Below are 20,598 nucleotides of genomic sequence, written 5' to 3'. Positions count from 1 at the left end.
CCAATATACATCAAACATTTCAAAATAACTACTTGGCTTAACACAGTCATTGCACTGATTTTATACTTTCTTAACTTTCACCCGATGAGAAACGTAGCGACTGGAGCGAGTCAACGGAGATAAAGGAATCACGGTGCGCTTGCAAGCCCATGATGACTTATCGCAGGGCGATACGTAAAGTCGCTACGCTTCTGGGTGCTGGAGCTGGACACGACTCAACACGCCCTATAATTATACATAGGCTCAAATTTTATAATTTCCTATACTATAAGAAATGTTTTAGCGCTTCAGAAAATCGTTTAATACCTTGATCGATTCGTGCTTCATCTTCTTTCGCAAATGTAAAGCGAATATACGTACTTCGTGTGCCCAAGGCGCTACCTGGCAAATAAATAACCCCTCTTCGAATCGCTTCTTCAAGTAAGTGCATCTCATTAATTTTGGTAGGAATTCTACACCACAAATGAATTCCCCCCTCAGGAGCATAAAAAGTAACATAATCACCTATATGAAATTGCAAACTGGATATGATCTGGTCTCTCCTATTAGCTAATTGCCGCCTTAAGCGCTTCATATGAGGATTGAAATAAACAGGCTGGAGGAATTTATCCGCGATCCTTTGAGAAAATGCACTATGACCAAAATCAAGCTGTTGCTTAGCATCTGACAATCTTTCAATAACAGCTCTTGGTCCAATAATCCAACCAATTCGTAAACCAGAGGCAACTATTTTAGACAAGGAACTAATGTAAAGCACATTCCCATTGAGATCCATTGATTTTAATGTACTCATTTTTTCCCCATTAAATGACGTTAAGCTGTAAGGATCATCTTCAATAATTGGAATTCCAAATTTAGCAGAGATGTCAATAACTCTTTGCCGACCGCTGTAGTTCAATATTGTTCCTGTAGGGTTCTGAAAGATAGGATTTAAAAAAATCATTCTTATCTTGTGTACCTTTAGTAATGAAACTAAATCATCTGGATTAATCCCATGCTTCCCAACAGGTAGCGGTAATGTTTTAACTCCAGCTGTTTGAAAAACTGGTAAATGGTAACTATATGAAGGGTCCTCGATAGCCACAGTATCACCTGCCTTTAACAGACATTGAACAACAAGATGCAATGCTTGCTGTGCACCTGAGGTAATTAAAATAGAAGAAGGATTAGTATTAATTGCTTTATATTCTTTCACATGTGCGGCAATTGTCTCTCTTAATTTCTCATTACCTAATGGATGATCATACCCAAGCGTTTCTGGAAATTCCCCTGAACCAGCGATTTCCTTTAACGTAGTTGTTGGAAATAATCCTTCAGATAACTCACCACTGGCTAAATTAATTATATCCTCTTCCGTCATCTCCTCCCGAAGTCGTTGTGTTATAGGAAGGTTTTGTAGAAAGGAGCCGGCTTCTATATATCTGTTCCAATTTGGAATCCTTTTCTTTTCCATTCCCCATATATCTCTACTAATTGTCGTCCCGCTACCTTTTTTTCTTTCTATCAAACCGTTTGCTTGCAATTCATCATAAGCCGCCACTATCGTACTTCTATTTACCTGTAGATCGTTTGCCAGTGTGCGCTCAGATGGCAAAGGCTTATCAGCCAGAAACGTTCCGTCATCTATTCCACTCTCAATATAATCAGCAATTTGTTTATAAATAGGCTTTTTTGCCATGCGGTCCGGTTTCCATTTCATTGCTTAACGTCCTTTACATAAATTCTTTTCTTCTATTATAACAGGATACTATTGGATTCGAATACGCTACCACGATACAATGTCAAACTTTCATTAGTTCCTTTTCCCTTCATTCCTCTCTAAAGCCCCCACGCTTCTATCGATCCACGCTCTCCTATAGGTTCAATTCAACGACGGTAGTTGTTATACCTTTGAAAGAGCGTAAAAGGTGGTTTTCAAGTCAGCTCACCACACAAGCTTTGATGGGTCACTTACACTTTATAAAGTGAAACTTCAATCATTAGGGGAGCATTACTGCCAGTTATATGTGGGTTAATTTCTTAAGAAAACTTGAAGTGGGGCTTTTTACGAATAAAAATAAACAATCGGATTCTAGAATTATTAGAACCCGATTGTTTGTCATTCCCTTACGCATCAGTTAGTGATTGTTTAACCAAAGATTTCCCAAAAATTACCGAATATGGACCACAGTTTATCGAAGAGATGTCCAAATAAGCTATCCTTCACACTATCTGTATCTCCAGTCCGTTTAGTTACCGTATAGGTTTCAACCGTTTCATGTCCTGCTAGATCAACTACTTTAAACTCGAAGACATTTTCTCCATCTTCTAAATCTAATTCTACCTCAATCTCTTCATTAAATTTCTTCTTACCGTATGGTTTAGATAGTTCATGTGTATAAACATGATCTCCATCAACATATAAATTAATGTCATCGAAATTATCTTTCACTTTTGCAGTTAATGTAATATGATCTTCTTTCGTTTTCTTTTTGCCTTTTATTTTTAACTTTGCTTTCGAAGAATCAACAAAGTATCTTCTACCTATTTCCGTTTCATTTCCAACATTATCTACTGCCTTAATATGCTTAAAATAGTAACCATCTTTCTTATGAGATACCGGCATTGAAAAATCGTAACGTTCTTCTTCCTCGTTGTAAACAAGCTCTGCTTTTTCCCCGTCAATGGTTACTTCTTTTACACCAGACTCATCCGTAACATACCCAGAGAATACGACTTCTTTATCTGCATCAGCACTATTCATTTCTGGAGTTAATAAGTGAAGATCAGGAACCGTTTTATCAGGTTCTATCATTTCTGCTTCCGCTTCTACTTCATTACCTGCATAGTCAGCCGTTACGACTGTAATCGTTGCATCTTCATCTACATCCGTCAACGTATGTTCTGTTTCACCATTTACATATGGTTCTTCCAATACAGATTCTCCGTTTACAAGAACATCCCAATAAGCTACGCCACTTCCACCTTCCGTATCTTCTGCATGTACGGTGAGAAGCTCTTCATCAAAGCTATAAGATGCCTCTACCTCTGGAGCAGTAGTATCTAATATTACTGGAAGTCTTAGTGTTTGCCATTCCGCACCCTCATAATCAATGACTCCCTCTGCTTGTAGATAATAGTTACCCTCAGGAGCTGGTTTTCCTTTTATTTTCCCATCCCATGCACGATCAGCAGAAATAGAGTAATAAGGACCTGCACCTGAATCATAATAGTTTTTCACTAATTCTGATTCTAATCTAATGGTACGTACTTTTTTGCCATCCTCATCTAAGACCGTGAATTTTGCATCTTTTGCGTTCCTTAAGAAAGATAGCATCATTAATGCATCATCCTGCACGCCATCACCATTTGGTGAGAAAGCAATCTTTTCAGGATCTACTTCACCTGTAGCTAAATCTTCACCAAGGTAGCCATATTGCATTTCTCCTGAGTCATCTTTACCTAATGATGTAACGACAGAAGTCATTTCATAAAAGGAATCATCATCCCATACAGGCTCATCAAAAATAGGTGCATTATCCCACTCACCTTTGAACCCTACATATGGGACAGTTAATTCAGGGTTCGTATCTGTTGGATCCGTTAACGTAACAAATCCTTCTAACCAATATCCATTCGTAAATATTTCTGCAAGTGAATCATCTACCGAACTCACATCAATAGTTACTGTAAAGGTTGTTGAATCATTTGCTGGCACTTCTATGGTAGCGTCTTGATCTCCATTAATTGTCGCTAAGTCACCTAAATCATTTGATGGGAACATATTTGGTGCAGTGACAATCACACCACCTCCATCAACTGGTGTATCCGTTTGTACATTTGACTCAACATCATAGGTTACCGCTTCATCACTGAAGTTTTGTGCAGTAAGTTCAAATGATACTTGATCACCAGAAATTTCTTTTAAAGCAACTTTAGCTTCATTGGTTTCTGCTTCTGTTACAACTACTGGTGTTGATAATGCTGCATGGAGTTGCATTAATCCTGAACCTTGTCGACGTGGTGATACAGGTTCTTCTTCAAAATATACTTGATCAGATGTATTCATCATTAAATTTTTTGCGAGATTAACACGATCTGCTTGCTCATAACCAAATTCCTCATCCACACGTTGCAGAACTAATGCACTTCCACCAGATACATGAGGAGCAGCCATGGAAGTTCCGCTCATTAATCCGTACTCATTATCATTTAATGTAGAATAAATTTGTCCACCTGGTGCTGTAATTTCCGGTTTAAAATCGAGATTCGGCGTAAGACCCCAGGAAGAAAAAGCACTCATTTTCCCAGCATCTGGATTATCTATCGTCGTTGTTTCTCCTGAGAATTCTACTGAAACAGCTTGTCCATTTGCTAATGCTTCTGCAAGTTGATCCCCATCACTTTTCAACATAAATAATTGTGGAATCGTAATGGATGCCTCTGAAGCCATATTCACAACACCGTCTGTATTATTATAAATAATAACACCAGTAGCCCCTGCTTCTTGCGCATTTAATGCTTTTTCGGTAAATGCAAGCTCTCCACGTTGAATGAGTGCATATTTACCTGAGAGATCTTTTCCTTCAAAGTCTTCCGGATATCCTAGTCCTGCATCAACTAGTTCAAACGATGATCCATCCTCAGGCGGGCTTGTCTGACCAGCTGACAAAAATGCTGCAGAGCCTGCTTCTCCATCAATGGTATAACCTAATTGGTCTACTTCCATAAACGTGTTTTCATAGGAAGCAACTTGTAAAGATTCATAAGAAACACCAGGTGATCCTACTAAACCATAATCAGGATTAGATGCATACGGGTAAAAATATCCATCGGCAAATAAAGCAGAGTTCCCAGCAGAAATTGACATTAATACGCCATTATCTACCGCACGAGCAACTGCTTGCTGTTCTGGTGAGTCTGGATCAACATAACCTGCTGTAGACCCAAGGCTCATATTTAATGCGTCTACCCCTAATTTAATGGCATCATCAATCGCCTTCACATAAACATCACCATACGTATATTGCATTTCTGGGTCATTTCCGAATACTTTTAAGGCTAACAACTGAGCTTCTGGTGCAATTCCTAGCACCCCACCATTTTCTTCATCACCATTGGCACCTACTGTACCAGCAACGTGCATACCGTGATAATTTGCTTCTGCATGTATCTCACGAATTTCATCATTTTCATCCATATAGTTATAGCCATAAGGAACCTTATCGGTATAAAAATTCCCAGGTAACCCTTCCTCATCAATGGTTTCATTGACTGCCTCTTCGGTTAATGCAGCCGTGTCTGCATCTGATAAAACCATATCTTGATGAGTAGAATCGATGCCCGTATCAATGATACCGACAACCATTCCTTCTCCTTTATAGCCATAATCCCTCCAAGCCTGTTGGGCTTCTACTAATTCTTTACTGTATTTCATTTCAGGCTTAGCAATTGGGCGTTCATACTCATTAACTACGTGCACCTTCTTTACATTTGGTATGTCCTTTATTTTTTTGAGGTCGCCCTGTTTTACCTCTGCACTAAAGCCATTAACGACAGTTGTAAATTCTTGTAAGTATTTTGCTTCCACTTTTTGTTGCTTCATTTCTGATTTAATCGTTTTTTGCTTTGCTTTGGCATCTATCTCCAGTTTCTTTTTCTCACTTTCTGCAAGACTATTAAATTTTATGCCTTTTTTTGTAGCCACTTCAATAGCTGGCTTATCTTTCACTTCAACGATAACACGTACTTCTTTATCTGGATTTTCTGTTTCTGTCAATTTCTCTGATGTTAAATCAGCTTTTTTCTTGGTTTGTCCAGATAATTGGCCCATTGCACTAGCTGTGGAAAAGTTACTGAATGCGAGTAATAGCACAAATAAGATGATAAAAGACCTTTTTAGCATTGGTTTCCCCTTCATACATTCTCCCCCTTATTAATTTGGTAGTTTACTAGAATCGTGACTCTAGCCTCCTTCCTCTGAATAAACTAAGACTTAATATTCAGATATTAACAATCATAGTAAATTTCCGAATATTAAGCCAGTATCAAAAGTCCTAGTGTTAAAGTTATAGAAATTCTTGGTAATTCGACGAAAAACAACATAAACCTCCAATATTTTGTCATGTTTCTATTACTTTTTCTACATTCAAATGGTAGATAGACTTGTACGGTATTATTAATATAGTAGGAAATCCACGACGTAACCTGAAATAGGCTCGCTTCACGTTGGCACTTATCAAGCTAACTTGGTAAAGAAAAAAACATTACTAAATGAAGCTTCTGGCTCATGCTGTTCCCGCAGGAAAGATTGGGTAGCCGTACATTGCACGGAGAAAAAATGCACCCTTCTTTTGCCGTTTAAATGGGGAACTCCTTGTTATTCCATACTTCTTAGCCAACATGTCATATTCTAAATAACCCTTTTGATATGCTCTTACTACCATTAATTTATATGGATCACTATATATAAGCCATAAAGAAACACCCCAAAAGATAGATTTCACTCTAACTTTTGGGGTGCCGTACATCATTTTAGTTCTTTTTATTGTTTCTTATTTACTTTTATGCCGTGGGAGAAATTATCAATGATGTTTCCGTGTGGCATATTGATTTTTCGGAAAAGCTGAATGACTTTTGTTCTCAAACAAGCTAAGCATCGTCCACAGGATATAGAGACTTTCTGATAATTAGTCATGTTTGATGGACAGCTGATCATCCTTTATAATTCCCGTAATGGGTAATCTATTTATAGCCAATTCGTATGGAAGACGCCCTCTTTATCTTTTCTCTGATAGGTGTGAGCACCAAAGTAATCTCGTTGTGCCTGTAAGAGATTAGCTGGTAAATCTGCAGAACGATAGCTATCATAATAAGCTATTGCACTTGAAAATGCTGGTACAGCAATACCATGCTTAACAGCTGTAGCTACGACTTCTCGTAAAGCTCCTTGGTAGCCTTCGACAATTTCTTTAAAATAAGGATCGAGCATTAAATTAGCTAGTTGTGGTTCACGATCATAAGCTTCTTTAATTTTTTGCAAGAAGTGCGCACGAATGATGCAACCACCTCTCCATATCATGGCGATATCACCATAGCGTAAACCCCAATCATTTTCGTCGGATTGGGCACGCATTTGAGCAAACCCTTGTGCATAAGAGCAGATTTTACTCATATATAGTGCTTTTCGAACAGCTTCAATTAGTGCTTGTTTATCACCTGCAAATGGTACATCAGGACCTTGCAATTGTTTACTTGCTTTTACACGTTCATCTTTCATTGCTGAAATAAAGCGAGCAAACACTGACTCGGTAATCAATGGAAGTGGAACACCTAAATCCAATGCATTCTTACTTGTCCATTTACCAGTTCCTTTTTGTCCAGCAGTGTCGAGAATAACATCAACTAGTGGTTGGCCGGTATCTTCATCTTTCTTTGTAAAAATATCAGCTGTAATCTCAATTAGATAACTGTCCAATTCACCTTTATTCCATTCAGAGAAAACCTCATGAAGCTCATCTGCATTAAGCCCTAGTACATGCTTCAATATGTAATAAGCCTCGGAAATTAGTTGCATATCACCATATTCAATACCATTATGAACCATTTTCACATAGTGCCCGGCACCATCTGGACCAATGTATGTCGTACAAGCTGCTCCGTCTACCTTAGCAGAAATCGCCTCAAAAATTGGTGCCACAAGCTCATAGGCTTCCTTTTGTCCACCAGGCATAATAGATGGACCTTTTAGCGCACCTTCTTCGCCACCAGATACGCCTGTTCCAATAAAATGAATACCTGTTTCTTCAAGTGCCTTATTTCTGCGAATCGTATCTTCATACAGTGTATTTCCACCATCAATTAAAATGTCACCTTTTTCTAAATAAGGCTTCAATGATTCGATAGTTGCGTCTGTAGCAGGTCCTGCTTTTACCATTAGCAAGATTTTTCTTGGCTTTTCAAGGGAATTCACAAATTCCTCTATTGTCTTCGCACCTATGAAATTTTTTCCTGTTGCTTCATCTTCTAAAAATGCTTCTGTTTTATCTACAGAGCGATTGTATACGGCAACAGAGTACCCACGGCTTTCAATATTTAGCGCAAGATTTTTTCCCATAACCGCTAACCCAATTACACCAATTTGCTGTTTTTGCATATATATGCCATTCCTTTCTAATCTATATGTCAGTAAAGAATTTCTATCTTTATTCTATCCCATTATAGTAAACTTTGCTTAAATAACAAAAGCTTATGATTTACGTATTATCTTTATCTACTTTTCTCTTCTTGAATAGCCTCTGTAATAAGTCAAGCATTGGGCGCTTTCCCCCCATTACAATACCCGCCATTTCTGCAAATACATGCAGGAGAATAAGTACAAAAAAAGTAATAACAAAGGCTGTGGTAATACTCGCATTGGAAAATAAAATTGCCATTGCACCAAACAAGGCACTAAATGCGTAAATTATTAGCACTGTTTTGCGATGGCTATAGCCTGCGTGTAGCAGTTGATAATGTATATGCTTATTATCTGCCATCATTATATTCTCTTTATTATATGCTCTTCGAACAATAGCAAATAACGTATCAAAAATCGGCACTGCTAGAACGATAATTGGAATAATAAAGCTGAATAGAGCAATATTTTTAAATAAACCAAGCATCGACACTACGGCAATCATATATCCAAGAAAATTAGATCCCGTATCTCCCATATAAATCTTTGCTGGATAGAAATTATGATAAAGAAAGCCAAGATTACTGCCTATCAACACTACACATATGTAAGCTACAAGAACTTGCGCATCAATTAATGCCATAATAAATATGCTGATCAATGCGATTGTCGTAACTCCCGTTGCCAGCCCATCTAAGCCATCAATTAAATTGATTGCATTTGTAATACCTACCACCCAGACTACAGTGACAAAAACGCTAATAAAACCTAACTCCACAGTACCGAAAAATGGCAATGTCAGTCTTTCTATAATCAGCCCAGCAGATACGAGAAATGTAGCAGCAATTAGCTGGCCCGTCAGCTTTACAACTGGTCGAATGCTGAACCGATCATCTAAAGCACCTGTAAGAATGATTACAACAGCACCTGCAGCAATTTCTGGTAAATGTGGATGCATAGGATGTAAATAAATCATCCCAGCTATCGTTCCTAAAAATATAGCAAGTCCACCTAAACGAGGTGTCACCTTCGTATGTATTTTACGATGATTCGGTAAGTCGACAGCTCCAATAAACATAGCAAATTTTTTCACTGGATATGTAAGTAAAAAAGCAGTTAAGAGTGCTATTAAAAACGCAATCCATAAATCCAAGTAATTAAACATAGAATTCTCCTAAGTATCCTAGATGACTTTCCTAGCTGGATTATAATTATTTTCAATTCAGATAAGACCAGCTTAAATTATATCGAATAATAGCAGTTTTTAGCAAATCTTATTGTGGAACTTCATAGTACATGGTAAGCTGGTTTTAGCATTTTTACTAGAGGTAAGGAGGATGAGACAGTGATTCCCTATGTTTTTGTCGCTGCAGCAGCATTCGCTGTATTTCCCATTTTAATTCTATTTAAAATAAACGTTGAAAAGCTTAAAAAGGATCCTAGACAGCAAGGTAAAGTACAAACAAATATGATGTTAGGTGTAGCTATAAGCGAAGCCATTCCAATTATTCTCATTATATACGGCTTTTCAAAGCTAGCCCCTGTTTCTGATGTTTCTACTTTATATGTCCCTGGAATAATTATTGTGTTTTTCATGTTATTTGCTGCTTTCTTTATTTTTATGCAGAGAAAAGTAGATGTGGAGGAAAATTCCAAATCGGCTGTAAACAACTTTTCGATGATCAGCCTAATGTTAACAATGGCCATCCCACTTATTTCTGTTATTTCTTTATTTTTAATGGTTCCATAACGTATAAAAACCTCCTTGATATGGTAGGAGGTTTAGCTTGTAGAGAACCTTTTGTGTTTTCTACAAGACTTTTTTCGTAGGCGAACGGAATACCACTCGCTTTCCGAGGAAACGACAATAACGCAGCCCATGCAGTTCTTCTGAATCTGCGTAGCTACGTTCCACTTCTCTTTTCTCATTCGGATACATCCACTTACTTTGATTATAAATCCAGTTCCTTTGAACCTGTTCTATCGCTACTTCCCACACATGACGTGTAATGGTTTTCTGGAATAAGCACACCTTCTTTACTCAAAATACGAATAATCATGTTATCAATAGGAGTATCATCGCCGCACCGTGAAAATATACGCGCTTTCCGCAGGCCGGCCTTAGCTAACTTGGTAAAGAAAAACACCTTACCAAGTGGATCTGCGGACGCGTACTGTTCCCGCTGGAGTCTCGCTTATTTCAGGTGCTGAATTAATAATTTTGATCAAAAAACGAACAATAATTAATTTCAACCAATTATCGTTCGTTTTTTGATTGTTTCTTCATTCTTTTGTCTCAGTCTCTTGATCCTTCTATGATAGAAGGACTTCTATCTATTTTTACTCTTCTGTTTCTGTCCGATCAGAATCTAAACGTTGAATAAATTCTTCCGCAGCACTATATCCTTGCTGCTGTAAATACCAATTATTTGCTGCCGCTTCAATTAAGCCGACAACATCACGACCAGGCTGTAGCTGTATTTCAATACGAGGAATTGTTACCCCCATATAATCACTAGTTTCCGTAGCTACTTCTAATTCATTATTTAACTCATTCTTTTGCCACGCTGCCAGCTCAATATCAAGAGCAATACGAGTTTCCTCTTGAAATGCCTTTCTACCATACAGTCTTACCACATTTAAGAGCCCAATGCTTCGTAGTGCAAGAAATTCCTTATTTGTACCATTATGTGTACCGAGTAATGTTTCTGGTCCTAATTTTTTTAAGACAACCATATCATCTGCTACAAGCCGATGTCCTCGACCAATTAAGGCATGGGCAATCTCGCTTTTACCAATTCCAGATTTACCACGAATCAATATACCAAGTCCAAAAATATTAACACATACACCGTGAACAGCAGTCTCAGGAGCTAATGCCTTTACCATATAAGCATCATATTTATCCATAAATGTAGATGTCGCTTCCTTCGTACGTAATAATGGAATACCTTCTTGCTTGCAAAATCTAGTCAAATACGTTAATCCCTCTTGATTTGATGTAACAATAAAACAAGGTGGATGATAGTTTACGATGTTACCGATACGTAGCTGCCGCTCCTCATGTGATAATTGATGTAAGTAGGTAATTTCTTTTCTTCCCAATACTTGAACGTGTTCCATCGGAAAGAAATCAAAGTATCCAATAAACTCCAATCCAGGCCGATGCGTTCTAGCTTTTGTTATCGTTCGGTTCAATTGGTCTTTTCCTGCCAATACTTCCAAACTAAATTGCTTTGCTAGTTGCTTTATTGTTACAGCATTCATCTGTATACGCTCCATTTCTATTCACTTCATAGGTCTGAATCTCTTGACTATTCTTATTACGAAAAACAGATACAAGAAGTTTCATGATAACGTATCATGATGAAGTTAAAAAGTGAAGTCGACTTCCTTATTTTCCTGTTTTTCATAGCCCTTCATATAATTAATTCGACGCTGTGCAGAAGCTTGTGTTACTTGCTCATCTGCATGATAGGAAGAACGAACTAATGGACCTGCCTCACAATGCCTGAAGCCTTTATTAATAGCTATTTCCTTCAGCTCTTTAAACTCATCAGGATGATAATAACGCTCTACATTTAAATGTTTTTTAGTTGGTTGTAAGTATTGACCAATTGTTACAATGTCTACCTGATGTGCTAACAGATCATCCATCGCTTGAATAATCTCCTCTTTTTCTTCTCCTAAACCTACCATAATACTAGATTTTGTTGGTGTGTTTGGAGCAATTTCTTTTACCCGTTGAAGTAGCTGCAAGGAACGGTCATACATCGCTCTAGCACGTACACGTTTTGTTAATCTCCTTACCGTTTCAATATTATGGTTAAAAATATCTGGAGCACTATCCATAAGTGTATGCAGACTATCATAGTCACCCTTCATATCAGAAGGTAGAATTTCGATAGTACAGCCAGGATTTTTTCTTCGTACTGCTCGAACAGTTTCAGCAAAAACGGCAGCACCACCATCGTTTAAGTCATCGCGAGCAACTGCTGTTACAACAACATGTCTAAGCCCCATTACAACAACAGAATCCGCAACTCTTTCTGGCTCTCCCCAATCCAGTTCATTTGGCAGTCCAGTCTTTACAGCACAAAAACGGCATCCTCGTGTACATGTATCTCCAAGAATCATAAAGGTAGCTGTTTTTCTTTCACTCCAGCATTCATGAATATTCGGGCAACGTGCCTCTTCACATACAGTGTTTAAGCGATTATCACGCATTAGTTTTTTTAGTCCTCTGTATGATTTATTCGTATTTAACTTTGTTTTTAACCATTCAGGCTTTCGAATATACGTCTGATCTTTAGGCATGGGTGACCGCTCCTTTTCTCGTGTTCTCATCAGAATAGTTTGTTTCAGCAAGTTTATATACTTCATCCCATTGATTTTTCGTTAATGAAAAAGGCTCTAGCTTAATGTTTAGTCCTTTCGAGAACCCCTCCATAAAAGCAGGTTTAATTGTTTCGTACGAATGCGCTTGATTTGTTAACTGATTAATTGTTGTTGCTTTTTTCCAAAAGCCTTGTTTTTTTCTTTCTTTCAATTTGTCTGAAGGAAATAAAAATAGATCGAACAGCAAATCAATGTTCATGGTTATCGGTATCGATCCATGCTGAAGCAGTACCCCTTTTTTTCTAGTTTGTGCATTTCCTGAGAGTTTTTTACCATCTGCAACCATTTCATAAAAAGCAGGCCGCTCGAAGCAAATACTACTTCTCTCCTTGGAAAATGATTCAGCGTAGGTTGCTTCTATTCCTAAGTTTTGATAACCTTTTAGAATTCCTTTCGACAAATCATAATAAGCTTGGCGAATCGAAGAAGCTATCATAGGATGATCCTCAGAAATAACAATACTGTATGTTAATTCATCATCATGCAATACCGCACTTCCACCTGTCATTCTGCGTACAAACTGACATTGATGTTTTTGTACACCTTCTAAGTCAATTTTTCCATCTACTTTTTGAAAATGACCAATCGAAAGTGTCGGTTTCATCCATCGATAAAACCGTAATGTCGGCGGTATTTTCCCTTCATAATGCCAATGAAGCAAGGCTTCATCTAATGCCATATTAATGGAAGCATCATGTGGTACATTTTCTAAAAATCCCCATTGTTCATGCATGAAAATCGCCTCCCAATAAGAAATCGACTTCCAGCACATAGAAAGAGCTATCGAGATCAAAACTAGACTGACTACCTGCAAAACAGAGAACGATTTGCTATACATTAAATTAAAAACTGCATTCCTTGTGAATGCAGTCAACATTTATGTAGCCTTGGTGACCACACTTTCCCACGCAGGCATTATCCTGTTCGGGTACAGAGGGTCAAAACGAATACGTCTTTCTCAGCTATTCCAAATAGCTCCCCTAGTGCTGTAACATTTCCTATTAAATTTTCTAACAAAAACAGCTTAACAAGATTGGTATAAATTGTAAAGGTCTAAATAAGAAAACTCTGATAGCTCATCTTTAGCAGACTAATAAATCCCTTTAAAATGCTATACGACCAAACAACATGAATGTCGCCTAGTTCTGGGGGCTGGGGCTGTACGCGGTCCAAAACGCGCCTATTTTCCACATTGGCAAATTTCACTATTTCCTAGACGATAAAAAAATAGCTGCGCTGTAATCCATCGCTTCAGAAAACAGGCAGCTATTCCTTTCATGTATGAAATTATTTTGCAAGCTCTACTGCCTGATCTAAAACTTTATCACCTTGTATCATGCCGTATGCCATTTGATCGATTACATCGACGGCAATGCCATGTGGTTCAACCTGTTCTTTGATTTTCTTTTCTAAATAGCGAACCTGTGGACCAATTAATACAACGTCTAGATTATCTAATTCATTTTTTAACTGTGATTCAGCAACTGCATTTATTTCTGCATCTAGATTCCGCTCCTCAGCTGCCTGCTTCATTTTTTTAACAAGCATAGACGTTGACATCCCCGCTGAACAAACTAGTATAATTTTCATTTTATTATCCCTCCAATGTTTGTATTTTCTCATACATGTCTATCATTTCAACCGCTAAGTCTTTCACTGTCATAGCCGTCATTAAATGATCCTGCGCATGGATCAATATTACGGATAAATTCGTTTGTTTTCCATCTGCTTCTTCCTGTAACAGTTTTGTTTGCATATGGTGTGCGTCATTAAATTCTTTATCAGCCGCTTCAATCTTTTGACGTGCCTCGTTGAACTGGTATGCCTTTGCATGAGAAATTGCTTCCATCGCATGTGACCTTGCATTTCCAGCATGTAAAATAATTTGGAAAGATAACATTTGAACATCTTCTGTTGTTTCCATTGTATTAACCCTCTTTTCGTTGTCTTAGTGTTCTAACTCCTGCCATTATAAACGGTATATACATAAGTACAGCAAGCGTTAAATTAAATACCTGTAAGGCAATTCCACGCCAGCTTCCTCCAGTTACTAAGTAACCGCTTAATATTGGTGGCGTTGTCCACGGCAAGATCGCTACTGTTCTTGGAACTAGTCCAGTCGCCAATGCTATATATGACGTAACAGTTAACGTAACCGGTATCAAAATAAAAGGAATTAACATTGCAGGATTCAAAACAATTGGCAAACCAAATATTACTGGCTCGTTAATGTTAAATAACCCTGCTGGTGCAGATAACTTTGCCACTTGACGATAAGGGTGATTCTTTTCTCTACGGATGACAATAAAGATAGCAATTAATAAGGCAATTGTGGTACCAGATCCCCCCATGAACACGAATGAGTCAAGGAATGGCTTTGTTACAATATTTGGTACTTCAAATGCGGACATTCCACCCTTAAATAGATCTAAATTTTGTTCAATTAATGGTAAATATAATGGTTCAATAACGGATCCAATAATATTCGTACCATGTAAACCAAAGAACCATAGTAAATGATTAAGGAATGAGACAACCATTGCTGCAGGCAGCGTATTTCCTAACCCCTGTAATGGTTCTTGAATTACATTAAAAATAACCTCAAACACGCTTTGCTCTGCAAATACATTCATCAATGCTTGGAAGAAACCAAGAATGATGAGTATAATTACTGCAGGAATTAAAGCTTTAAAAGAACGAGTTACTCCTTCAGGAACACCTTCTGGCATTTTAATTGTCATTTTTGATTTTATTAAGATTCTGAATAATTCCGTTAATACTAATGCAAGAATAATTCCGACGAATAACCCTTGTGTCCCCAACCATGCTGCATTCAAGCCACCATCCTCAGTCCATGGGACGAGCATAATGAAGCCCCCAGCAGATATTAGACCTGCTGATAAGCCATCAACATCATAGGACTTAGCTAAATTATAAGCGATAGAAAACGAAACTAAAAGTCCCAATACAGCAAAGGTTCCATTCCAAATACTTCCCCCAACTGCCTGCCAATTACCGTCTCCAAAAATACCATTCATCCATTCTACGAAATTGAAACTTCCAAATGGCGGAAAGTTATTAATCAGGATTGCTAATGAACCAACAATAATTAAAGGCATAATCGCAACGAATCCATCACGCACTGCTACTAGATGACGTTGTGATCCAATACGACCAGCAATTTCAATGAACTTATTCATTCTAATTCCCCCTTGATTTAAATTGTGGTAAATATGATTTATGTGCTTCTAATAACTCATCAAGCACAACCTTACTACCTTTTTCGTTTGCAAGAAGTGGATTCATAACCATTGCTGTATATGCATCGTTGTAATCTCCAGATATACTTGCCCGAATCACTAACTCTTCAAATGCCTTCATTTGATAAATATGGCCTTTCACTGTATGTGGCAATGCACCTACAGAAATCGGTTTTGGACCATTATTTGTAATCATGCAGTTTACTTCAATAACTGCATCTTCAGGCAGATCTGGAATAGCCCCATTATTAATCGTATTTACAGTCTGAACATCCTGTTTGTTGTTATATATAGAGTCCATCAAACTGCAAGCGACGTCACTGTAAAAAGCACCACCACGTTCTTCTAGTTCCTTAGGTTTTTCATATAATGATGGATTACTATAGATGTTAAATAAAGATGTTTCCAAATTTTGCACAACCTCAGCCCTAGTACCATTTTCCTTAAATGCTTTCACATCTTTTTCCAAAACCTCTTTCGTTTGGAAATAATACTGATGATATGGATTAGGAAGAAGTCCAGTTGCTTCAATGAATGTCTTCGACCAGCCTAAATTAACAATGTTTGCAGGTGAGTAATCTAAATCGCCGCTTAACTTCTCCAAAACTTCTTTGGTACGATCTATTCCATTGACATATACCTTCTTACCGAAAACAAAATGGTTCATCCCAATAAATTCAATTAATACGTCATTTGGATCGGCATCCAATATTTCTGCTGTTGAATGGCGCATATTGTATGGAATATTACAAACACCAATAACCTTCTTATGTGGTGAATGTTTCAATAATGCTTCTGTAACGATTCCAGCAGGATTTGTAAAGTTTATAATCCACGCATTGGGACAAATTTCATGAACATCTTTTGCCAAATCCAATAATACTGGTATGGTACGAAAGGCCTTAAATATTCCTCCAGCCCCATTTGTTTCCTGACCAATAAATCCGTGACTTAATGGGATTCGTTCATCCTTTGAACGAGCAGCTAAACCTCCTACTCTTATCTGTGTTGAAACAAAGTCAGCTTGTTTAAGCGCTTCTCTACGATCTAATGTCCACGATAGATTAATAGGTTTATTGGATTTTTCTATCATGCGTTGTGCCAGATTACCGATAATCTCGAGTTTTTCCTTCCCAGCTTCAATATCAACTAGAACAATATCTGTAACAGGGAATGAATCATGGCGACGAATTATCCCTTCAATAATCTCAGGTGTATAACTCGATCCACCACCAACTACTACAAGTTTTACTGTCATTTGTATAAACTCCTTTGATGAATTTTGAAAACGCTTTTAATTATAATGAAAAATTAAGCGTCTTCTGGAATGATCCAAAAAACTCTAAACTTCTTCCTTAACTATTGGTTACTTATACCTATTCCGTTTCTCCACTAAAAATGTATCATACAAATTATTTATTGTCCATACATTAATAAAAAATTGTTTTATATTGTCATTACATTTATAAAATATTGTCATTAAATGTGTAATCTTGTACACTTTAATTAAATAAATTTACAAGTAAAAGAATTTTTAATAACGCATACATGTAGACAATACAATTACTATCGGGCTATCGACAACCATCTACATTACCTAACCGGGTACTTCATGTATTATCCTGCAAAAAGGTCTTTTGCTTTTTACAACATATAACCAGATAATTTTAGTTTCACGTAATTTTAACGAATTGAAAATTTCCTTTTAACCCATGAACATGATAAAAAGATCAAATAGATAAGGGAGTGCACGAATGGAAAAGAACCAATCATTACATGCCTATATAAAAGAGGAACTACTGAATCGAATTAAAGCTAATAAATATAAGAGAGGAGAAAAGATACCTACAGAGCTAGAATTATGTAAGGGTTTTGGCGTGAGTAGAACAACTATTCGAACTGCTCTCAATCAATTAACTGTTGAGGGTTACTTAGAGCGTCATCAAGGTAGAGGAACTTTTGTCGCCGATCAGAAAGTAAAACAGACATTATCCCAAACCGTAAAACGATATAGCGACCAGATTGCCATTCAAGGGAAAAAAGCAGAAATCACGTTGATTAGTATTCAAGTTGTACCGGCAAATGAATATCTAGAACAATCGTTAGATGTTACGTTAAATGACCCCATTCAAAGGGTGGAGCGGGTTCGTAAAGCGAATACTGAGCCGACTCAATATGAGATCGCCTACATTCCGTGGAATGTTGCACCAGGAATTACAAAGGAACAAGCCGAGACCTCGCTTTATGGAGCTTTAAAAGAGGATTTCAGCGTCCACATAGCAAAAACAACGGAACATGTAGAAATCGCACTTGCTGATGAGCGCTCCTCTTCACATTTAAACTGTGAACCTGGTTCACCATGCTTTTATATTGAAACCGTTGCAGAAAATGAAAAAGGGGAGAAGGTAGAATATTCTCGCTCTTACTTTAGAGGAGATAAAACAAATTTTGTCATTGAACGTAACTACCCATTTGAAGCTGAATAAAAGTTTAATAATATGGAGGGGGAAAATATTTATGAAGGTTTTATTTAATGCGGATGATTATGGTCTAACAAAAGGAGTAACAGATGGCATTATACAGTCCCATTTGCAGGGGGTAGTTGATTCTACAACGTTAATGATGAATGGGCTGGCTGTAGACTATGCAGTAGAACAAGCGAAAGCACATCCAACTTTAAAAGTAGGAATCCATCTGGTATTAACTTGGGGGAAACCATTAAGCTCCAAGATATCTGATCTTGTAAACGAGGATGGTACGTTTAGATTTAGTAGTCGTTTTCGACAAATGAATCCGCCCAATTTACAGGAATTGGAGTTAGAATGGCGCTCCCAAATAGAAGCTTTTTTGAATACGGGTCTTCCTTTACATCATATTGATAGTCATCATCATGTACATGGTTGGGAGCCACTTAAACCTTTAATCATGAAGTTAGCAAAGGATTATCAGGTCCCTGTTCGTGTTACTGACTCCTTAAAAGATGAGAAAGATATATTATTAACAGAACAAATCTGGTTAGACTTCTATGGAGAAGGAATAACCCCTGATTTATTCTCACAAATCCAATCACTTGAAGCATCAAGTATTGAAATTATGACGCATCCAGCGATGGTCGACAACGACTTATTAAATATAAGTTCTTATTTAGATAAAAGACAGGAAGAATTAAAGATATTATGCTCCTTACAAGCGCCAGATTGGGTGGAAAAAATAGAATAAGCCGAACATCCTATCTTCTGGACGAATCGTTCCTATCATTACATATTAGTAACATGCTTATGAAAGGGGGAACCCTATGAATAACAATGACCCTACTTCTGTAGCTAAAGTCTGCATTCTTGCTGGAAAAATCATGTTGGAGAGTGGTGCAGAAACCTATCGAGTGGAAGATACAATGAATCGAATCGCAATTGCCTATGGATTAGAAAATGCGGAAAGCTATGCGACACCAACAGGTATTCATTTTTCTACTGAAGGAGAAGCGACCTATTTCCGTAGAATCTCCAATCGTTCAACTGATCTCCATAAAATTACTGAAGTAAACAGTATTTCGCGACAAATAGCCGAACAATCTATTGAGGTAAAAGAGGCTTTATTATTGCTAAAGGGCGTTCAGCATGCCAGTGAATCATTTCCATATTGGATGCAAATTCTAGCAGCTGCATTAGTTAGCGGTAGCTTCACCATCATGTTTGGTGGATTATGGGGTGATTTTATCCCTTCTTTTATTGCTGGTGGAGGAGGCTTTGCTGTCATGATCTGGTTTGAAAAGCTAGTGGAGATAAGATTTATTGCCGAATTTCTAGCTTCTTTTATCATTGCCATTCTCGCACTTATAGCTATCGAGCTGAATTTCGGCATGCAAATGGATAAGATTATTATCGGGGCCGTAATGCCTCTTGTACCTGGGTTACACATAACAAATGCAGTACGTGATTTGATGGCAGGTCATTTAGTAGCCGGTGTTTCAAAAGGCGTTGAAGCAATATTAACAGCCTTTGCAATCGGTGCTGGTGTTGCTGTCGTATTTGCCTTTATGTAGGATTAGGAGGAGATAAACTTGCTCTTTGCTCAACTAATGACAAGCTTCATCGCTGCTAGTGGATTTGGTATTCTTTTTAATGCCCCCAGACAAGCTTTAATCCAGTGTGGACTTGCCGGCATGTTCGGCTGGATTGTCTATTATATCTTGGTTGATCAAGGAATGGATACCGTTCCTGCTACTATCTTTGGTTCCATGCTTGTTGCTGTATTAAGTCATCTATGTGCAAGATTATATAAGACACCAATAATTATTTTTAATGTGTCCGGAATAATCCCTCTCGTGCCTGGAGGCATTGCTTATGATGCCATGCGAAAATTTGTTGAAAATGATTATTTTAGCGCTGTTCAACTTTCAGCAAAAGTGATGCTGTTAGCCGGGGCTATTGCCATCGGCTTGATGTTCTCTGAAGTCGCTAATCAAATTTTTAAGAAAGCCTGGGGCTGGTTCCGTCTCGAATAGTTGATTTTCTAATTTCTAACTTATATGATAGTGGAAGTTAATGATTTATAAGTGAAGCTTCAATCAGTTGAGGGGCTGTTTTATCCCCCACTTATGGTTAGTACCACAGGGGGTATGGCCTAAAGGCCTTTGAACCAATCGGACATTTACTGGCAGTTGTTCCCATACTTATCCATATTTATTTCAGTTTATCGCCTGGAGTCGGGGGGCTTACTGCCAGTTATATGCGGGATAAAGTGAAACTTCAATCCGTGGGTTTCGGATTGATAGTAGAACCAATC

17 protein-coding genes and 1 riboswitch are annotated in these 20,598 nt (G+C 37.7%); of the genes, 5 read left to right on the top strand and 12 right to left on the bottom strand.

The window, feature by feature from the left end:
- Window positions 1-265 precede the first annotated feature (265 nt).
- The 5 genes from Q1A47_RS14740 to Q1A47_RS14720 form a co-directional block, all read right to left on the bottom strand.
- Complete coding sequence (locus Q1A47_RS14740; RefSeq protein ID WP_166530676.1) at window positions 266-1,699, bottom strand: PLP-dependent aminotransferase family protein; 1,434 nt, start codon at window positions 1,697-1,699, stop codon at window positions 266-268.
- 429 nt (window positions 1,700-2,128) lie between these two features.
- Window positions 2,129-5,899, bottom strand: coding sequence for a S8 family serine peptidase (locus Q1A47_RS14735; protein ID WP_246484811.1), 3,771 nt, complete (start codon window positions 5,897-5,899; stop codon window positions 2,129-2,131).
- 367 nt (window positions 5,900-6,266) lie between these two features.
- Window positions 6,267-6,485, bottom strand: a complete 219-nt coding sequence (locus tag Q1A47_RS14730; RefSeq protein WP_299632414.1) for a hypothetical protein — start codon at window positions 6,483-6,485, stop codon at window positions 6,267-6,269.
- A 242-nt stretch (window positions 6,486-6,727) separates the two neighbouring features.
- Complete coding sequence (gene gndA, locus Q1A47_RS14725) at window positions 6,728-8,134, bottom strand: NADP-dependent phosphogluconate dehydrogenase (protein WP_166530677.1); 1,407 nt, start codon at window positions 8,132-8,134, stop codon at window positions 6,728-6,730.
- A 100-nt stretch (window positions 8,135-8,234) separates the two neighbouring features.
- Window positions 8,235-9,320: a glycosyltransferase family 4 protein gene (locus tag Q1A47_RS14720; RefSeq protein WP_026681744.1), complete on the bottom strand. Its 1,086-nt coding sequence runs from the start codon at window positions 9,318-9,320 to the stop codon at window positions 8,235-8,237.
- Window positions 9,321-9,500: 180 nt separating this feature from the next.
- Between Q1A47_RS14720 and Q1A47_RS14715 the strand changes: the two genes are divergently transcribed.
- Window positions 9,501-9,905, top strand: coding sequence for a hypothetical protein (locus Q1A47_RS14715; RefSeq protein WP_026681745.1), 405 nt, complete (start codon window positions 9,501-9,503; stop codon window positions 9,903-9,905).
- Window positions 9,906-10,495: 590 nt separating this feature from the next.
- Here the strand turns inward: Q1A47_RS14715 and hprK are convergent.
- The 7 genes from hprK to Q1A47_RS14680 form a co-directional block, all read right to left on the bottom strand.
- The gene (hprK, locus tag Q1A47_RS14710; protein ID WP_166530678.1) at window positions 10,496-11,422 is read right to left on the bottom strand and encodes an HPr(Ser) kinase/phosphatase; all 927 of its coding nucleotides are present in this window, start codon (window positions 11,420-11,422) and stop codon (window positions 10,496-10,498) included.
- Window positions 11,423-11,527: 105 nt separating this feature from the next.
- Window positions 11,528-12,472 (bottom strand): lipoyl synthase, encoded by a 945-nt coding sequence (gene lipA, locus Q1A47_RS14705; RefSeq protein WP_026681747.1) that lies wholly within the window; start codon window positions 12,470-12,472, stop codon window positions 11,528-11,530.
- Window positions 12,465-13,286 carry a lipoate--protein ligase family protein gene (locus tag Q1A47_RS14700; protein ID WP_166530679.1) on the bottom strand — a complete coding sequence of 274 codons (822 nt, stop codon included), beginning with the start codon at window positions 13,284-13,286 and terminating at the stop codon, window positions 12,465-12,467. Before Q1A47_RS14700 ends, lipA begins: the two co-directional genes overlap by 8 nt.
- 151 nt (window positions 13,287-13,437) lie before the next feature.
- Window positions 13,438-13,545: riboswitch (TPP riboswitch) on the bottom strand.
- A gap of 295 nt (window positions 13,546-13,840) precedes the next feature.
- A complete protein-coding gene (locus tag Q1A47_RS14695) occupies window positions 13,841-14,143 on the bottom strand; it encodes a PTS sugar transporter subunit IIB (RefSeq protein ID WP_121603933.1) in 303 nt (100 codons plus the stop codon).
- 4 nt (window positions 14,144-14,147) lie between these two features.
- A complete protein-coding gene (locus Q1A47_RS14690) occupies window positions 14,148-14,477 on the bottom strand; it encodes a PTS lactose/cellobiose transporter subunit IIA (RefSeq protein ID WP_166530680.1) in 330 nt (109 codons plus the stop codon).
- Window positions 14,478-14,481: 4 nt separating this feature from the next.
- On the bottom strand, window positions 14,482-15,753 hold the full coding sequence (locus tag Q1A47_RS14685; protein WP_166530681.1) for a PTS sugar transporter subunit IIC: 1,272 nt from the start codon (window positions 15,751-15,753) through the stop codon (window positions 14,482-14,484).
- 1 nt (window position 15,754) lies between these two features.
- Complete coding sequence (locus Q1A47_RS14680; RefSeq protein WP_026681752.1) at window positions 15,755-17,071, bottom strand: 6-phospho-beta-glucosidase; 1,317 nt, start codon at window positions 17,069-17,071, stop codon at window positions 15,755-15,757.
- A 496-nt stretch (window positions 17,072-17,567) separates the two neighbouring features.
- Here Q1A47_RS14680 and Q1A47_RS14675 point away from each other — a divergent pair, with 496 nt between their 5' ends.
- The 4 genes from Q1A47_RS14675 to Q1A47_RS14660 all read left to right on the top strand — a co-directional run bounded on the left by Q1A47_RS14675 (window position 17,568) and on the right by Q1A47_RS14660 (window position 20,317).
- Window positions 17,568-18,299 carry a GntR family transcriptional regulator gene (locus tag Q1A47_RS14675; protein ID WP_166530682.1) on the top strand — a complete coding sequence of 244 codons (732 nt, stop codon included), beginning with the start codon at window positions 17,568-17,570 and terminating at the stop codon, window positions 18,297-18,299.
- A 31-nt stretch (window positions 18,300-18,330) separates the two neighbouring features.
- The gene (chbG, locus tag Q1A47_RS14670; RefSeq protein ID WP_121603937.1) at window positions 18,331-19,032 is read left to right on the top strand and encodes a chitin disaccharide deacetylase; all 702 of its coding nucleotides are present in this window, start codon (window positions 18,331-18,333) and stop codon (window positions 19,030-19,032) included.
- Window positions 19,033-19,108: 76 nt separating this feature from the next.
- Window positions 19,109-19,855 carry a threonine/serine exporter family protein gene (locus Q1A47_RS14665; RefSeq protein ID WP_026681755.1) on the top strand — a complete coding sequence of 249 codons (747 nt, stop codon included), beginning with the start codon at window positions 19,109-19,111 and terminating at the stop codon, window positions 19,853-19,855.
- Between the two features lie 18 nt (window positions 19,856-19,873).
- On the top strand, window positions 19,874-20,317 hold the full coding sequence (locus Q1A47_RS14660) for a threonine/serine exporter family protein (RefSeq protein WP_026681756.1): 444 nt from the start codon (window positions 19,874-19,876) through the stop codon (window positions 20,315-20,317).
- Window positions 20,318-20,598: the final 281 nt, after the last annotated feature.

It is taken from the genome of uncultured Virgibacillus sp., assembly GCF_947495635.1.
In the GTDB taxonomy this organism is placed as follows: domain Bacteria; phylum Bacillota; class Bacilli; order Bacillales; family Amphibacillaceae; genus Virgibacillus; species Virgibacillus salarius.
This window is presented reverse-complemented; position numbering and strand designations above follow the sequence as displayed.

What these genes read in the sequence shown, in the direction of transcription:
- Q1A47_RS14740 (WP_166530676.1), bottom strand. Translation starts at nt 1,699, where the DNA reads ATGAAATGGAAACCGGACCGCATGGCAAAAAAGCCTATTTATAAACAA.
- Q1A47_RS14735 (WP_246484811.1), bottom strand. Translation starts at nt 5,899, where the DNA reads ATGAAGGGGAAACCAATGCTAAAAAGGTCTTTTATCATCTTATTTGTG.
- gndA (WP_166530677.1), bottom strand. Translation starts at nt 8,134, where the DNA reads ATGCAAAAACAGCAAATTGGTGTAATTGGGTTAGCGGTTATGGGAAAA.
- Q1A47_RS14720 (WP_026681744.1), bottom strand. Translation starts at nt 9,320, where the DNA reads ATGTTTAATTACTTGGATTTATGGATTGCGTTTTTAATAGCACTCTTA.
- hprK (WP_166530678.1), bottom strand. Translation starts at nt 11,422, where the DNA reads ATGAATGCTGTAACAATAAAGCAACTAGCAAAGCAATTTAGTTTGGAA.
- lipA (WP_026681747.1), bottom strand. Translation starts at nt 12,472, where the DNA reads ATGCCTAAAGATCAGACGTATATTCGAAAGCCTGAATGGTTAAAAACA.
- Q1A47_RS14700 (WP_166530679.1), bottom strand. Translation starts at nt 13,286, where the DNA reads ATGCATGAACAATGGGGATTTTTAGAAAATGTACCACATGATGCTTCC.
- Q1A47_RS14695 (WP_121603933.1), bottom strand. Translation starts at nt 14,143, where the DNA reads ATGAAAATTATACTAGTTTGTTCAGCGGGGATGTCAACGTCTATGCTT.
- Q1A47_RS14690 (WP_166530680.1), bottom strand. Translation starts at nt 14,477, where the DNA reads ATGGAAACAACAGAAGATGTTCAAATGTTATCTTTCCAAATTATTTTA.
- Q1A47_RS14685 (WP_166530681.1), bottom strand. Translation starts at nt 15,753, where the DNA reads ATGAATAAGTTCATTGAAATTGCTGGTCGTATTGGATCACAACGTCAT.
- Q1A47_RS14680 (WP_026681752.1), bottom strand. Translation starts at nt 17,071, where the DNA reads ATGACAGTAAAACTTGTAGTAGTTGGTGGTGGATCGAGTTATACACCT.
- Q1A47_RS14675 (WP_166530682.1), top strand. Translation starts at nt 17,568, where the DNA reads ATGGAAAAGAACCAATCATTACATGCCTATATAAAAGAGGAACTACTG.
- chbG (WP_121603937.1), top strand. Translation starts at nt 18,331, where the DNA reads ATGAAGGTTTTATTTAATGCGGATGATTATGGTCTAACAAAAGGAGTA.
- Q1A47_RS14665 (WP_026681755.1), top strand. Translation starts at nt 19,109, where the DNA reads ATGAATAACAATGACCCTACTTCTGTAGCTAAAGTCTGCATTCTTGCT.